Below are 14,786 nucleotides of genomic sequence, written 5' to 3'. Positions count from 1 at the left end.
AGGACATTGCGTCAGTCAGACGATTACACTGGGCGGCGTGCCTCAACTACGCCTCGCACTGAATCAGATCGACTCGACCGTCGGTGACCTCGCCGGCAACACCGAGTCGATCCTCCACTGGACCCGGCACTCCGCCGAACAGGGCGCCCACCTGGTGGCGTTCCCCGAGATGGTGCTGACCGGATACCCCGTCGAGGACCTGGCCCTGCGGTCATCCTTCGTCGAGGCGTCGCGGGAGGCGCTGCGTGCGCTCGCCGCCCGCCTGGACGCGGAGGGCTTCGGGGAACTCCCGGTCGTCGTCGGCTACCTCGACCGTTCCGAGTCCGCCGCGGCCCGTTACGGCCAGCCCGCCGGCTCGCCGCGGAACGCCGCCGCGGTGCTGCACCGCGGGCAGATCGCGCTGAACTTCGCCAAGCACCACCTGCCCAACTACGGCGTCTTCGACGAGTTCCGGTACTTCGTGCCGGGCGACTCGATGCCCGTCGTGCGGGTGCACGGCATCGACGTGGCGCTCGCGATCTGCGAGGACCTCTGGCAGGACGGCGGCCGGGTGCCGGCCGCGCGCGCCGCCGGGGCCGGGCTGCTGCTGTCGATCAACGCCTCTCCCTACGAGCGGGACAAGGACGACACCCGGCTGGAGCTGGTCCGCAAGCGGGCCCAGGAGGCCGGCTGCACGACCGCGTACCTCGCGATGATCGGCGGTCAGGACGAGCTGGTCTTCGACGGTGACTCGATCGTCGTCGACAAGGACGGCGAAGTGATCGCCCGCGCCCCGCAGTTCGCCGAGGGCAGCGTGATCCTGGACCTCGAACTGCCGGCCGCCTCACCCGAGGCGCCGTCCGGCGTGGTGAACGACGGGCTGCGGATCGACCACGTGGTCCTCTCCGAGGAGCCGCTGCCGGCCTACGAGGCGGAGCTGGCCGGAGGGTACGCCGACCGGCTCGACGCCGACGAGGAGCTGTACTCGGCGCTCGTCGTGGGCCTGCGGGCGTACGCGGCGAAGAACGGCTTCAGCAGTGTGCTGGTCGGGCTCTCCGGCGGGATCGACTCGGCGCTCGTCGCGGCGATCGCCTGCGACGCCCTGGGGGCCCAGCACGTGTACGGCATCTCGATGCCGTCCAAGTACTCCTCGGACCACTCCAAGGGCGACGCGGCCGAGCTGGCGCGGCGTACCGGGCTGAACTTCCGGACCGTACCGATCGAGCCGATGTTCGACGCGTACATGGGGTCGCTGGGTCTCACCGGCCTCGCCGAGGAGAACCTGCAGTCGCGGCTGCGCGGCACGATGCTGATGGCCGTGTCCAACCAGGAGGGCCAGATCGTCCTGGCTCCGGGCAACAAGTCGGAGCTGGCGGTCGGTTACTCGACGCTGTACGGGGACTCCGTCGGTGCGTACGGACCGATCAAGGACGTCTACAAGACGTCGGTCTTCCGGCTGGCGAAGTGGCGCAACCGGGCAGCGGAGGAGCGCGGACAGACGCCGCCGATCCCGGAGGCCTCCATCACCAAGCCGCCCAGCGCGGAGCTGCGGCCGGGCCAGGTCGACACGGACTCGCTGCCCGACTACGACGTACTGGACCGGATCCTGGAGATGTACGTCGACCGGGACCAGGGGCTCGACGCGATCGTCGCGGCCGGGTTCGACGCGGCGCTGGTGGCGAAGACGCTGCGGATGGTGGACACGGCCGAGTACAAGCGGCGGCAGTATCCGCCGGGCACGAAGATCTCGCCCAAGGGTTTCGGCAAGGACCGGCGGCTGCCGATCACGAACCGGTGGCGCGAGTCCGGCTGACGCCGGGGGGCGTGGTGACTGCGGGCCCGTCCGGCGGAGGTCTTGTCCTCAAGCGCCGGACGGGCTCGTTCGTGCCGGGCAGCATACGGATCCGACGGGCCGTGGTGCGCCGTGGTGCGCCGTGGTGTCCTCAAGCGCCGGACGGGCTCGTTCGTGCCGGGCAGCGTGCGGATCCGACGGGCCGTGGTGCGCCGTGGTGCCCTCAAGCGCTGAACCGGCTCGTTCGTGCCGGGCAGCGTGCGGATCCGACGGGCCGTGGTGTCCTCAGTCGCCGGACGGGCTTGATGTGACCGGACTCCTCTCGGGCACCGTCACCGCCCGGGCCACCACCCGCGACGGGGTCCGGTCGCGGTCCAGTACGCCCGCCGTGACCGCGACGGCGAGTCCCGCCACTGTCAGTGCCGCGCCGACCAGCGCCGGGGAGGTCCAGCCCCAGCCTGCCGCGATGGCCACGCCGCCCAGCCATGCGCCGCCCGCGTTGGCCAGGTTGAAGGCGGAGTGGTTGGAGGCGGACGCCAGGGTAGGCGCGTCCTTGGCCTTGTTCATGACGAGCATCTGCAACGGCGTGGTCGTCATGAATCCGACCCCGCCGAGCAGCACCACCATCACCAGCGCGGCCCACTGCACATGGGCGACGAAGGGGAAGACCACCAGCACGACGGCGAGAGCGCTCAGTGACCCGTACAGCGTGGGGCGCAGGGCCCGGTCCGTGAGCGGGCCCGCGGCGAGTGCGCCCAGCGTCATGCCGATACCGAAGAGCGCCAGGACCAGGGTCACCGAGGACTCGCCGAAGCCCATCGCCTCGGTCGTCATCGCCGAGAGGTAGGAGTACACGGCGAAGACGCCGGCGAAGCCGAAGACGGCGGTCAGCAGTCCGAGCAGGACCTGGCGGTTGCCCAGGGCCCGCAGTTCGTGGCGGACGTGCTGCTGTGCCTCGGCCGGGATCCGGGGGACGAGGCGGGCGAGCGCGGCCATCGCGCAGAGACCGATGCCCGCGACCACGAGGAAGGTGGCCCGCCAGCCGAGGTGCTGGCCGAGCAGGGTGGCGGCGGGGACGCCGACGACATTGGCGATGGTCAGGCCGAGGAACATCGTCGCCACGGCCCGTGCCTGGCGCCCCTCGGCGACCAGCCGGGTGGCGACGACCGCGCCGACTCCGAAGAACGCGCCGTGCGGCAGCCCGGCCAGCAGCCGTCCCGCGATCAGCCAGCCGAAGCCGGGGGCGAGCGCGGAGGCGAGGTTGCCGACGGTGAAGAGCGCCATCAGCAGCAGGAGCATCCGCTTGCGCGGAATGCGTGAGCCGACGGCGGTGAGCAGCGGGGCACCGAGCACCACACCGATCGCGTACGCCGACACGAGGTAGCCCGCGGTGGGGACGGAGGTGCCCAGATCGTCCGCGACGTCGGGCAGCAGGCCCATCATCACGAATTCCGTAGTACCGATGCCGAAGGCGCTCACAGCGAGTGCGAGCAGAGCCAGAGGCATGAGGAGAGACCTTTCCGAAGTGGGCCCGTACGCTCCGGCCGGGCCCGGGTGGGGCCTCGGGGAACGCGAGGGGCAGGGGGGAACGCGGCCGTACGTGCGCCGGCGCGGGCCGGCCGGGGCCGGATCGCACGGTGACGGACCGGCTTCCTCGCCGGCGACCTTGTTCCCGTTCGGAACAAATTCTCTCAGACGTTTTATGCCCGGAGGTGAACGGGCCGTTGCGTCACAGTTTGACGCGGGCGGCGATCGGGAGATGGTCGCTGTCCGTGGCCGGAAGCGTCCATGACGACATGGGCTCGACGCCCTTCACCATGATCTGGTCGATCCGGGCCATCGGGAACGACGCGGGCCAGCTGAATCCGAACCCGTCACCGGCCGCGCCCTGGGTGGAGCGCATCTGGGAGGTCACCGCGTGGAGCGAGCGGTCGTTCATGGTTCCGTTGAGGTCGCCGAGCAGCGCTACACGTTCCAGCCGTTCATGGGAGATGGCCTCGCCGAGGGCGTCCGCGCTCTGGTCCCGCTGGTTGGCGGTGAATCCGGCGTGCAGCTTGACCCGTACCGAGGGCAGGTGCGCGACGTAGACGGCGACCGGGCCCCCGGGGGTGGCGACGGTGGTCCGCATGGCGCGGACCCAGCCCATCTTGATGTCGACGGGGCGGGTGTCGCTGAGGGGGTACTTGCTCCACACGCCGACGGTCCCCTGTACCGCGTGGTACCTGAAGCGTCCGGCGAGCGCCGACTCGTACGCCGCGACCTTGCCGCTGGGGAGCTCCTGCAGGGCGACGACGTCGGCGCCCGAACCGGCGACCTGCTGGGCCGTGCCGGTGGGGTCGGGGTTGTCCGCGTTGACGTTGTGGGTGGCCACGGTGAGATCGCCGCCGGTCCCCGACTTGTCGGTGAGCAGCCCTCCGAAGACGTTGAACCAGACCAGGACCGGCAGCAGCAGGGCGATCAGTGCGGTCGCCGAGCGGCGCACCAGGCCGAGGATCAGCAGCAGCGGGACGAACACCGCGCACCACGGCAGGAACGTCTCGGTGAGGCTGCCCAGGTTGCCGATGATGTTCGGGATCTGGGCGTGGAGAAGCATCACGAGGGTCAGCAGGACCGAGCAACCGGCCAGAACGATCCCGCGCCGCCAGATGCCGGGGTCCCGGACAAGTCTGTCGCGCAGGTCCCGGAAGCGAGATCCGGTGCGCTGCGGTCCCGCGCCGCCGTTCCCGGTGTCCGCCCTGTACGCCTGCACCATTGCGCTGTCCTCACTGCCTTGCCGTACACATCGCCGCGCCCACGACCCTAGGGGATGCGGGATGCCTTTCCGGCCGTCGGCGACGGCCGTACTGCCACGAGGACGACCTGAGCGGTGCGAAGGGTTCCGGTCACAGGGGGTCTGTGAGGGCTTGTGACAGAACGATCACACTCCCCCGGGCCCGGGCGAGTCAGCCGTGACCTGCGCCTTCACCGGGCCCGGCGGCCGGGCGCGGCCCGAGGCCCTCGACCAGCAGGCGGATGATGCGGTCGGCGAGATCCACGGGCAGCGGCGCCTCGGGCCGGTGAATGGTGCGTACGAGCATGGGGCCGAGGAAGAGGTCGTCCATCAGCTCCACGTCGGTGTCCCCGCGGAGCTCGCCCGCCTCGACGGCACGGCCGACGGCGGCGAGCATCGCGGCCCGTCGGGGGGCGATCACGGTGCGCTGGTACTCGCTCCACAGCTTGGGGTGGCTCTTCATCTGCGCGAAGACGTTGTGCAGAAGCACCGAGGAGCGCTGGGCGAGTCCGCGGGTGCGCATGGACTCCAGCAGGATGCGCAGGTCGCCCAGGCCGCCGGTGCCGGAGACGTCGGGTTCCGGCGGCTCGATCTCGCGCAGGACGTCGACGAAGAGCTCCTCCTTGCCGCTCCAGCGCCGGTAGATCGTGGCCTTGCCGACCCCGGCGGTGCGGGCGATCCGTTCGATGGACAGGCCGGCGAGTGGCTCGCCGGCCTCCAGGAGCTCGACGACGGCGTCCAGGATGGCCCGCTCGGCTGCGGCGCTGCGCGGCCGGCCGCGGCGGGGCTCCTGATCGTCTCCGGGGCGGGGCTGGTGGTCCCGGCCGTCGTGGGCCCGCGGGCCCGGGTCCGGGCCGTCGCCGGGCTGCCGGTCCTGCTCCCCGGGGACCCGGTCGTCCCGGTCCGATGCCTGAGCCTGCACGTGGAACCACCTTTCACCACCGCGATTCTCGCCGACGCGCCGGGCCCTCGGCCGCCGCAGGGCCGGGCGGGGGCCTCGGGCCTCACCGTCAGGCGTCCGCGGGCACCGGCCGCTCCTCCTGCCGGGTCGCCTGCTCCGCGGCCGGCCGGCCGGGCAGGAACACGGCGACCACGATCGCCCCGATCAGGGCGACGCACGCCGAGCCGACGGCCGTGACGTGCATGGCGCCCATGAACGCGTCATGCGCGGCGGCCACCAGCGGGGTACCCGCCGGGCCCATCTTCTCCGCGACACCGAGCGTCGCCTCGATCGACTCCCCCGCCACGTCCCTGGCAGCGGCGGGGACGGCGTCGAGGTGCCCCTCGATGTCGCCCCGGTAGACGGCGGACAGGACCGAGCCGAGGACGGCGATGCCGAGGGCCCCGCCGACCTGCCGGAACGTGTTGTTGACGGCCGAGCCCGAACCGGCCTTCTCCCGGGGCAGCGCCTGCATCACGGCGACGGTGACCGGAGGCATCACATGGGCCATGCCCGTGCCCTGGACGAAGAAGACCACGCACATCACCCAGACCGGGGTCGTGGCGTCGAACAGGGCGAACGCCGCCAGTCCCGCGGCCACCATCAGCATGCCGACCGTGCACACGGCACGGGCACCGAACCGGTCGACCACGAACCGGGCCCGCGGGGAGAAGATCATCTGCGCGACGGCCAGCGGCAGGATCAGCAGCCCGGACTGCAGGGCGCTCCAGCCGCGCACGCTCTGCATGTAGAAGGCGGAGAAGAACGTCACGCCCATCAGCGCGAAGAAGACCAGCGCGATGGCGGCGACGGCAGCGGAGAAGGCCGGCTTCCTGAAGTACGAGATGTCGATGGCCGGGCTGCTGCTGCGCTTCTCGTGAAGGACGAACACGACCAGGACGGCCAGACCGCCGATGACCGGAAGGAGCACGGAGACGTCGGTGAAATCGGCGAGTTCGCCGCCGCGGATGATCCCGTACACCAGCAGCACCAGGCCGATGACGGAGAGCACCACGCCGATCGGGTCGAGGCGGCCCGGCTTCGGATCCCTGGAGTCCGGCACCAGCACCGCCATGGCGATCAGGGCGACGACCACCACGGGCACGTTGACCAGGAAGATCGAACCCCACCAGAAGTGTTCGAGGAGCAGGCCGCCGGTGATCGGGCCGATCGCGATGCCGAGGCCGACGCTGCCGGCCCAGATGCCGATGGCCTTGGGCTGTTCGTCACGCTCGAAGACGTTCATCAGGACGGCGAGGGTGGCCGGCATCACGAAGGCGGCACCGAAGCCCATCACGGCGCGCCAGGCGATCAGCTCGCCGGGCGATCCCGCCATGGCCGCGAGCGCCGAACCCAGGCCGAACAGGACGATGCCGAAGAGCAGGACCTTCTTGCGGCCGACGCGGTCGCCGAGCAGGCCCGCGGTGAAGAGCAGTCCGGCGAAGACGAGCGTGTAGGAGTTGATCGCCCACTCCAGCTCGCTCTGGGTGGCCCCCAGACCCGTGGGTGAGGGGGAGGCGATCGTCTTGACGGCGACGTTGAGGATCGAGTTGTCCAGCACCACGATGAGCAGGCTGAACATCAGAACGGCGAGGATCGCCCAGCGGCGGCGGTGGACCGCCTCGGGAACGTGGGACACGGCGGCGGGAGCGCCGGACGGTATGGACATGGCCAGACCGTATCTCCATTTCAATACGAGACCGTCTCGTATTGGAAAGTCTTTACCAGCGGCTGTGACACCCGGTGCCGTCCGTGCGGCGGGCCCACTTCCCGTGAACGGCTCCGGGATGCCACCATGGAGGGGATCCGGGGACGCCGTCAGGGCGCCTCGAGATGACGAAGGAGCCGTTGGCAATGTCGCTTCAGGCTGCGCACAACCAGTCCCCCACTTCCCCCGCGGGAGCCCCCTCCGACAGCAGCAAGGCGCTGTACGGAGGCAAGAGCAACCGCCGCGTCACCGTCCACGACATCGCCGCCGCCACCGCACGCGGCGAGAAGTGGCCCATGCTCACCGCCTATGACGCGATGACCGCGTCCGTCTTCGACGAGGCCGGGATCCCGGTCATGCTCGTCGGTGACTCCATGGGCAACTGTCACCTCGGCTACGAGACCACCGTGCCCGTCACGATGGACGAGATCGCCATCCTCTCCGCCGCCGTCGTCCGGGGCACCAAGCGCGCCCTGGTCGTCGCCGACCTGCCCTTCGGGGCCTACCAGGAGAGCCCGGTCCAGGCCCTGCGCAACGCCACCCGGCTGATCAAGGAGTCCGGGGTCGGTGCGGTCAAGCTGGAGGGCGGCGAACGGAGCCATGAGCAGATCAAGCTCCTGGTCGACGCCGGTATCCCGGTGATGGCCCACATCGGCCTGACCCCGCAGTCCGTCAACGCGATGGGCTACCGGGTGCAGGGCCGCGGCGAGGAGGCCGCCCAGCAGATGCTGCGCGACGCCAAGGCCGTGCAGGACGCGGGCGCGTTCGCTGTCGTCCTGGAGCTCGTACCGGCCGAACTGGCCGCCGAGGTCACCCGCACCCTGCACATTCCGACCGTGGGCATCGGGGCCGGTCCCGACACCGACGCGCAGGTGCTGGTCTACACCGACATGGTCGGTCTGACCGGCGGCAAGGTGCCGCGCTTCACCAAGCAGTACGCCGACCTGCGCCAGATCCTCGGCGACGCCGCGAAGGCGTACGCGGACGAGGTCGTCGGCGGCACCTTCCCGGCGCCGGAGCACACGTTCCACTAGAAGGTCACCGACCACTGCCGCACCACCGACAGCCCGCCGACTTCCCCCATCGGCGGGCTGTCGCCCTGCTGTCGGCGGACTGTCGGTGGGTTGTCGGTGGCGGCTGGTCTGATGGTGGACATGACGCGAATCGACAAGAACCCCAGGAACGGCACGAACGCCGTCGAGGTACGGGGGCTGGTCAAGCACTACGGCTCGACCAAGGCTCTGGACGGCGTGGACCTCGACGTGCGCGAGGGCACCGTCCTCGGCGTGCTCGGCCCCAACGGCGCCGGAAAGACCACCCTCGTCCGCGTGTTGTCCACCCTGATCCAGCCCGACGCCGGGCACGCGGTCGTGGCGGGCTACGACGTGGTGAAGCAGCCCCGCGCGCTGCGCCGCACCATCGGGCTGACCGGGCAGTACGCCTCGGTCGACGAGAAGCTCTCCGGCTGGGAGAACCTCTACATGATCGGGCGGCTGCTCGACCTGCCGCGCAAGAAGGCCCGTTCGCGCGCCGACGAGCTGCTGGAGCGCTTCTCGCTCACGGACGCGGCGAAGAAGGCCGCGATGGAGTACTCCGGCGGAATGCGCCGCCGGCTGGACCTCGCTGCCTCCATGATCGGCAGCCCGGCCGTCCTCTATCTGGACGAGCCGACGACGGGGCTCGACCCCCGTACCCGTAACGAGGTCTGGGACGAGGTGCAGCGGATGGTCGCGGAGGGGGCGACCGTGCTGCTCACCACCCAGTACATGGAAGAGGCCGAACAGCTCGCCGACGAGCTCACCGTCATCGACAAGGGGAAGATCATCGCGCGGGGCGGTGTCGACGAGCTGAAGGCCAAGGTCGGCGGCCGCACCCTGCAGATCCGTCCCTCCGACCCGGCCGAGCTGGCCGCGATGGCGCAGGCGATCCGGGAGGCCGGTCTCGACGGTGTCGCGGGTGCGCAGGCCGTCCCGGACGAGGGGCTGCTGTACGTACCGATCCTCAGCGACGAGCAGCTGACCGCCGTCATCGGTCTGCTCGGCACCCGGGGCTTCTCGCTGGCGCACGTCGCCACCGCGCTGCCCAGCCTGGACGAGGTGTTCCTCGCCATCACCGGCGACAAGGCCACCGTCACCGAGACGATTCCCCAGGAGGTCGCGGCATGAGCACGACGACTCTGAAGCCCGCCCCCACCGACGCGGTCGCGGCCGCACCGGCCACGAAGGTCCACGACGAGGGCCGCATCGGACTGCGGAACAACCTGCGCCACATCGGGGCGCTGGTGCGGCGCAACCTGCTCCAGATCAAGAAGGATCCGGAGTCGATGTTCGACGCGCTCCTGATGCCGGTGATCTTCGTCCTGCTGTTCGTGTACGTCTTCGGCGGCGCCGTCGGCGGCAGCATGGGCGGCGGCCGGCAGGAGTACCTGAACTACCTGATTCCCGGCCTGATGGCGATGATGGGCATGAACATCGCCATGGCGGTCGGCTCCGGTGTCAACGACGACTTCCGCAAGGGGGTCATGGACCGGTTCCGCACGATGCCGATCGCCCGCTCCTCGGTCCTCATCGCGAAGATCGTGGTCGAGCTCGGCCGGATGATGGTCGCCACGCTCATCCTGCTGGGGATGGGCTTCGCGCTCGGTCTGGAGCTCCACGGGTCGGTGCTCGGGCTGATCGGGGCCATCGCGCTGGCGGCTGCCTTCGGCGCTGCCATCATGTGGATCTTCATCCTGCTCGGACTGGCCATGAAGACGGCCCAGGCCGTCCAGGGGATGGGGATGATCGTGATGATGCCGCTCCAGTTCGGTTCCTCGATCTTCACCCCGCCCACGACGATGCCCGGCTGGCTCCAGACCTTCACCGACTACAACCCGCTCTCCAACCTGGCCGATGCGGCCCGCGGTCTGATGATGGGCGGCCCGCTCGGCGACTCGGTCTGGCTGACGCTCGGCTGGACCGTGGTCATCACGGCGGTCATGGCCCCGCTCGCGGTGTCCAAGTTCCGCAAGAAGTCCTGACCGGAAGGGTTCGGACCCACTCAGTGCCGGTACGCGTCCACGAGGGCGGTGGCCTCCTCCACGGAGAGGCCGCCGCCCTCGGCGTACGCGGCCTCGTAGGCGGTGTCCCCGAGCACTGCGCGGATCAGTGCCTCGGCGCGGGCGAAGTTCTCCCGCTCCATCGACGTCAGGAAGTGCCCCTGGGGCAGCAGCACCCGGCCGGCCGCCAGCAGTCGCGCACCCAGCCGCGCCCCGTCCTCTCCACCGAGACCGCCCAGGGACCACGCCACGGTGACCAGGTTGATGACGGCCATCTGCGGGGCCACCATCTGGGTCAGCGGATCAGCCAGACGCGCCAGCGCCGTCCGGCCCCGGTCCAGGGCGTCGGTGTACTCCCCGTCCTGGTTGTCCAGCCAGGCCAGCCCGCCCTGCACGAACCCCTCGAATATCGCCATGGTCTGGGACTTGAACTCTTCGAGCAGTTCGAGGAACTGCTCGCGCGCCTCACCGGTCCGCCCGGAGCGGCCCAGCCACAGCGCCAGGAAGAGCCGGGCCGCCGGCCGCGCCTCGTGCCCGGCGTGCCGCTCGTCCGCGATCACCTCGCGCAGGATCACCTCGCCCTCCGCGCCGCGGCCGAGCTCGGTGAGGGCGGAGGCGTACCGGGTGCGGAGCACCGACACCTGCGCCAGTGCGCCGAGTTTCTCCGCGTAGCCGATCGCGTCCTGGTAGTCCTCGGCCGCCTGCGGATAGTCACCCGCCTTCTCGTTCGCCTCCCCGCGTGAGGAGAGCGCCTCGGCCATGCCCCAGTCGTCGCCGAGACGGCTGAAGATCTCCAGGCTCTCCGCGGCGTCCTCGTGGGCCCCGCCCGCCCAGTCGGGGCGGTTGGCCAGCACGTTGGCGCGCATCTGGAGCGCCGCGGCGAGCTCCCACTCGAAGGCGAACTCCCTTGCGGCGCGGACCGTTTCGTTCAGGAGCTCGCGCAGGTCCGCGACGCCCCCGGTCAGCATGACGGCGAAGAACCAGAGCGAGGCGGGGCTCCGGCAGGTCTGCGGCTGCCCGGCCCGGTAGGTGGATGCGATCCCCCGCAGCCGCGCCATGCTGGCTTCGTTCGTCCACTCGTCCATCGCGTGGTCCATGCTGACCAGCTGGACCAGCCCCACCTGACGCCGCGCCTCCTGGAGCAGTTCGGGCCCCATGGGCGGCGGCGCGTCGGTGCAGCGTTCGTGGATCGAGGGCGCGGGCTGCACGGGCGGGGCGAACGGGTCGGGGCCGAGGGCCGCGGCGGCGTCGGCCCAGTGCAGGGCGTCGCCGCGCAGGTTGCGGATCTGCCAGTACCAGGAGAGCGAGATCACCAGGCACAGCGCCTCCTGCTCGTCGCGCGCGGCGACGGCGTGCCGCAGTGCGGTGCGCAGGTTCTCGTACTCCTGCTGGAAGAGCTCGATGGCGGCGCGCTGGCCGGCACCGCGGAGCAGGGGGTCGGTGGTACGGGCCAGCTCCCGGAAGTGCACGAGGTGCTGGCGCTGGACCCAGTCCCGCTCCCCCGCCTCCTCGAGCCGTTCCGCCGCGTACTCGCCGACGGTCTCCAGGAGCCGGTAGCGCATCCCGCCGTCCGCCGCCGGTGCGGCGACGACCAGGGACTTGTCGACGAGGGAGCCGAGCAGCCCGGCGACGTCCCGCGCCTGCCGCGGCCCGTCCGCACAGACCGCCTCGGCCGCTTCCAGGGTGCAGCCGCCGGCGAACACGGACAGCCGGCGCAGGGTGGTGCGTTCGTCCTCGGCCAGGAGGTCCCAGGACCAGTCGACGACGGCCCGCAGGGTCTGCTGGCGCGGGAGCACGGTGCGGCTGCCGTTGGTCAGCAGCCGGAACCGGTCGTCGAGCCGGTCGGCGATCTGCTGCGGGGTGAGCATGCGCAGCCGGGCCGCGGCGAGTTCGATGGCGAGCGGCAGGCCGTCCAGACGCCGGCAGATCTCGGCGGTGGCGGCCGCCGTCGCCCTGTCCGCGTCGACGCGGAAACCGGGCAGTGCGGCGGCGCCGCGCTCGGCCAGCAGCCGCAGTGCCGTCGGATCGGGCAGCGGCTCCACGGGGCGGACGAACTCGCCGGGAACGCCGAGGGGTTCTCGGCTGGTGGCGAGGACGGTGAGCTCCGGGCAGCGGGCCAGCAGATGGTCGGCGAGGGCCGCGGCTGCCTCGATGACGTGTTCGCAGTTGTCGAGGAGCAGCAGCATGCGGCGCCGGGAGCAGTGTTCGGTGAGCCGGGACAGTGGTTCGTCCGCCCCTCGTTCGGCGGCCCGGAGCTCCTCGGCACCCGCGCCCCGCAGCACGGTCTCACGGGCACCCAGTGCGCCGAGGACCGCCTCCGGTACCGCTCGGGGGTCGTCGACGGGCGCGAGTTCGGCCAGCCAGACGCCGTCCGGCCAGGCCGCGGCGTCGAAGGATTCCGCGGTCTCCTGGGAGAGCCGGGTCTTGCCGGCCCCGCCGGGTCCGAGCAGGGTGACGAGCCGGGCCCGGGTGAGGTCGTCGCGCAGGGCGTCGATGTCGCGCTCGCGTCCGACGAAGCTGGTGAGCCTGGCCCGGAGGTTGCCCTGCCGGACGGCCGGCGCGGCGGGCCGGGGGGCCGGCCGCGGGGCGGGGGGTGCCGGCTCCTGGCGGAGCAGTTGGGCGTGCAGCCCGCTCAGCTCGGGCCCGGGGCCGGTACCGAGCCGGTCGGCGAGCACGGTGCGCACCTCGTCGTACGCGGCCAGTGCCTGGGCCGTACGCCCGGCGTCACGCAGGGCCCGCAGCCGCAGCGCCTGGAGCGGCTCGTCGATGGGGTGCTCCTCGCAGAGCGCGGCCAGCTCCGGCAGCACCTCGGCGGCCCGGCCGAGCGCGAGCGCCGCGGTGAGCCGGGTCCGCCGGGCGTCGAGGCGGCGGGCGGTCCAGCGGGCCGCGACGGCGTGCCGGTCGGGGAGATCCGCCAGAGCCGGGCCCCGCCAGAGGCCGAGCGCATCGTCGAGGACGCTCAGCGCCTTCGCCGGATCGCCGGCCTCCAGGGCCCGCGCCCCTTCCCCGGCGAGGTGTTCGAAGCGGTACAGGTCGACCGCGTCCGGTTCGGCGGCCAGCCGGTAGCCGTTGTCCGCGGAGACGACCGCCGCGTGGCCGAGCGCCCGTCTGAGCCGGCCCACGAGTGCCTGCAGGGCTCCGGGCGCGTCGGCGGGCGGATCGCCGTCCCACACCTCGTCGACGAGCACCGCGAAGGGCACCGTACGGCCGGTGCGGAGCGCGAGCACCGCGAGCAGCGCGCGCAGCCGCGGCCCGCCGATGGCGACGGCCGTGCCGTCGTCGCGGAGTGCCTGGGTGGTACCGAGGATGCCGTAGCGCACGCGCCCATTGTCCGTGACGGGGGCGGGGCCATCCACAGCCGCCCGGCCGTACCCGCTCGCCCCGCCCGTACTGGTGCCCGTCATACCCCCACCCTTCCTGGAACCACCGGCCCGACGCGAGACGTTTTCGGCGTGTCGCCTGTACGGTCGGGGCTCGCCGCCCGCCCGCTCCCCGCAGCCACCAGGAGCCGCCGATGTCCTCCGCAACAGCCCGCAGCGACCGGCGGATCAGCCCGGTCTTCCTCGGCATCGCCGCCGTGACGGCAGTGTCAGGCTGGGCGGTGTGGACGGACTTCGCCGAGCAGCCCGGCTTCGCCACCTTCCTGTTCGTCACGGCGGCCTGGGTCGTGTCGCTCTGCCTGCACGAGTACGCCCACGCCCGCACGGCACTGCACAGCGGTGACATCTCCATCGGCGCGAAGGGCTACCTGACCCTGAACCCTCTGCTCTACACGCACGCGCTGCTGAGCATCGTGCTGCCCGTGCTGTTCGTGATCATGGGTGGCATCGGGCTGCCCGGCGGTGCGGTCTTCATCGAGCGGGGCCGGATCCGCGGCCGCTGGCGGCACAGCCTGATCTCGGCGGCGGGCCCGCTGACGAACGTCCTGTTCGCGCTCGTGTGCACCGCGCCGTTCTGGCTGGACGCGCTGGACGGCGTCCCGGTCGCCTTCCGGTACGCGCTGGGCTTCCTGGCGCTGCTCCAGGTGACGGCCGCGATCCTGAACTCCGTACCGGTGCCGGGGCTGGACGGCTACGGGGTGATCGAGCCGTGGCTCTCGCACCGGGTCCGCAGGGCGGTGGAGCCGGTCGCGCCGTTCGGACTGATCGCGGTGTTCGCCCTGCTGTGGGTCCCCGAGGTCAACGAGGCCTTCTTCGACGCGGTCGACGCGCTGCTGCGGTCGCTGGGCGTCAGTGAGTTCGAGACGTACTGCGGTCTCGACGCCTACCGGTTCTGGCAGACGCAGAACCCGGTCTGCGCGATGAACGGGTAGGAGCCTGAGGGACAGCCCTCAGGTGCCCTGGGCGTTCACGGCGCGGTGCCGGCGCACGTAGTAGAAGGCCATGTTGGACGAGAGCCCGACCAGCAGGATCCATACGATCCCGAGGAGCCAGCTGCCCTGCACGAAGGAGATCACGGCGGCTGCGACGGCCAGGACGCAGACGGCGACGGCGTAGAGAGCGAGGCGGGGCATGGGGGTGGCTCCTGTCGGGGGGTGATGCGCGGTCCCGTCCAGTGTCC

At 71.6% G+C, this 14,786-nt stretch carries 12 protein-coding genes; 5 read left to right on the top strand and 7 right to left on the bottom strand.

The features are described 5' to 3' along the window. Positions 1-37: 37 nt before the first annotated feature. Positions 38-1,792: an NAD+ synthase gene (locus tag ABZ434_RS16525; RefSeq protein WP_359136321.1), complete on the top strand. Its 1,755-nt coding sequence runs from the start codon at positions 38-40 to the stop codon at positions 1,790-1,792. Between the two features lie 264 nt (positions 1,793-2,056). Here ABZ434_RS16525 and ABZ434_RS16520 read toward each other — a convergent pair whose 3' ends face one another. The 4 genes from ABZ434_RS16520 to ABZ434_RS16505 form a co-directional block, all read right to left on the bottom strand. Beyond that, positions 2,057-3,277 carry an MFS transporter gene (locus ABZ434_RS16520; RefSeq protein ID WP_359136318.1) on the bottom strand — a complete coding sequence of 407 codons (1,221 nt, stop codon included), beginning with the start codon at positions 3,275-3,277 and terminating at the stop codon, positions 2,057-2,059. A gap of 223 nt (positions 3,278-3,500) precedes the next feature. After that, positions 3,501-4,523, bottom strand: a complete 1,023-nt coding sequence (locus ABZ434_RS16515) for an endonuclease/exonuclease/phosphatase family protein (RefSeq protein WP_359136315.1) — start codon at positions 4,521-4,523, stop codon at positions 3,501-3,503. 190 nt (positions 4,524-4,713) lie between these two features. Beyond that, positions 4,714-5,463, bottom strand: a complete 750-nt coding sequence (locus ABZ434_RS16510) for a TetR/AcrR family transcriptional regulator (protein ID WP_359136312.1) — start codon at positions 5,461-5,463, stop codon at positions 4,714-4,716. 88 nt (positions 5,464-5,551) lie between these two features. Then, complete coding sequence (locus tag ABZ434_RS16505) at positions 5,552-7,150, bottom strand: MFS transporter (protein ID WP_359136309.1); 1,599 nt, start codon at positions 7,148-7,150, stop codon at positions 5,552-5,554. A 185-nt stretch (positions 7,151-7,335) separates the two neighbouring features. On the opposite strand from ABZ434_RS16505, the gene panB reads away from it, so the two are divergent. Continuing rightward, entirely contained in the window at positions 7,336-8,223 is an 888-nt protein-coding gene (gene panB / locus ABZ434_RS16500) for a 3-methyl-2-oxobutanoate hydroxymethyltransferase (RefSeq protein ID WP_219568687.1), read from the top strand. Here the strand turns inward: panB and ABZ434_RS16495 are convergent. Continuing rightward, entirely contained in the window at positions 8,220-8,345 is a 126-nt protein-coding gene (locus ABZ434_RS16495) for a hypothetical protein (protein WP_359136305.1), read from the bottom strand. The two genes, panB and ABZ434_RS16495, sit on opposite strands and share 4 nt — an antisense overlap. Between ABZ434_RS16495 and ABZ434_RS16490 the strand changes: the two genes are divergently transcribed. Beyond that, on the top strand, positions 8,335-9,354 hold the full coding sequence (locus ABZ434_RS16490) for an ATP-binding cassette domain-containing protein (protein ID WP_359136302.1): 1,020 nt from the start codon (positions 8,335-8,337) through the stop codon (positions 9,352-9,354). The two genes, ABZ434_RS16495 and ABZ434_RS16490, sit on opposite strands and share 11 nt — an antisense overlap. Further along, positions 9,351-10,208, top strand: a complete 858-nt coding sequence (locus ABZ434_RS16485; protein WP_359136299.1) for an ABC transporter permease — start codon at positions 9,351-9,353, stop codon at positions 10,206-10,208. Before ABZ434_RS16490 ends, ABZ434_RS16485 begins: the two co-directional genes overlap by 4 nt. Before the next feature lie 20 nt (positions 10,209-10,228). Here ABZ434_RS16485 and ABZ434_RS16480 read toward each other — a convergent pair whose 3' ends face one another. Continuing rightward, positions 10,229-13,546, bottom strand: a complete 3,318-nt coding sequence (locus ABZ434_RS16480; protein ID WP_359136586.1) for a BTAD domain-containing putative transcriptional regulator — start codon at positions 13,544-13,546, stop codon at positions 10,229-10,231. Positions 13,547-13,740: 194 nt separating this feature from the next. On the opposite strand from ABZ434_RS16480, the gene ABZ434_RS16475 reads away from it, so the two are divergent. After that, positions 13,741-14,538 (top strand): site-2 protease family protein, encoded by a 798-nt coding sequence (locus ABZ434_RS16475; protein ID WP_359136296.1) that lies wholly within the window; start codon positions 13,741-13,743, stop codon positions 14,536-14,538. Between the two features lie 18 nt (positions 14,539-14,556). On the opposite strand, the gene ABZ434_RS16470 is transcribed toward ABZ434_RS16475, so the two are convergent. Beyond that, positions 14,557-14,739, bottom strand: coding sequence for a hypothetical protein (locus ABZ434_RS16470; RefSeq protein WP_359136294.1), 183 nt, complete (start codon positions 14,737-14,739; stop codon positions 14,557-14,559). Positions 14,740-14,786: the final 47 nt, after the last annotated feature.

Origin of the sequence: Streptomyces sp. NPDC005761, from assembly GCF_040630635.1 — a bacterium.
Lineage (GTDB): Bacteria > Actinomycetota > Actinomycetes > Streptomycetales > Streptomycetaceae > Streptomyces.
The sequence above is the reverse complement of the archived record's forward strand: the minus strand, read 5'-3'. Positions and strand labels throughout refer to the sequence as shown.

Coding starts and splice junctions, on each gene's coding strand:
- ABZ434_RS16475 (WP_359136296.1), top strand. CDS start 13,741: ATGTCCTCCGCAACAGCCCGCAGCGACCGGCGGATCAGCCCGGTCTTC.
- ABZ434_RS16490 (WP_359136302.1), top strand. CDS start 8,335: ATGGTGGACATGACGCGAATCGACAAGAACCCCAGGAACGGCACGAAC.
- ABZ434_RS16505 (WP_359136309.1), bottom strand. CDS start 7,150: ATGTCCATACCGTCCGGCGCTCCCGCCGCCGTGTCCCACGTTCCCGAG.
- ABZ434_RS16520 (WP_359136318.1), bottom strand. CDS start 3,277: ATGCCTCTGGCTCTGCTCGCACTCGCTGTGAGCGCCTTCGGCATCGGT.
- ABZ434_RS16515 (WP_359136315.1), bottom strand. CDS start 4,523: ATGGTGCAGGCGTACAGGGCGGACACCGGGAACGGCGGCGCGGGACCG.
- ABZ434_RS16495 (WP_359136305.1), bottom strand. CDS start 8,345: ATGTCCACCATCAGACCAGCCGCCACCGACAACCCACCGACAGTCCGC.
- ABZ434_RS16470 (WP_359136294.1), bottom strand. CDS start 14,739: ATGCCCCGCCTCGCTCTCTACGCCGTCGCCGTCTGCGTCCTGGCCGTC.
- ABZ434_RS16485 (WP_359136299.1), top strand. CDS start 9,351: ATGAGCACGACGACTCTGAAGCCCGCCCCCACCGACGCGGTCGCGGCC.
- panB (WP_219568687.1), top strand. CDS start 7,336: ATGTCGCTTCAGGCTGCGCACAACCAGTCCCCCACTTCCCCCGCGGGA.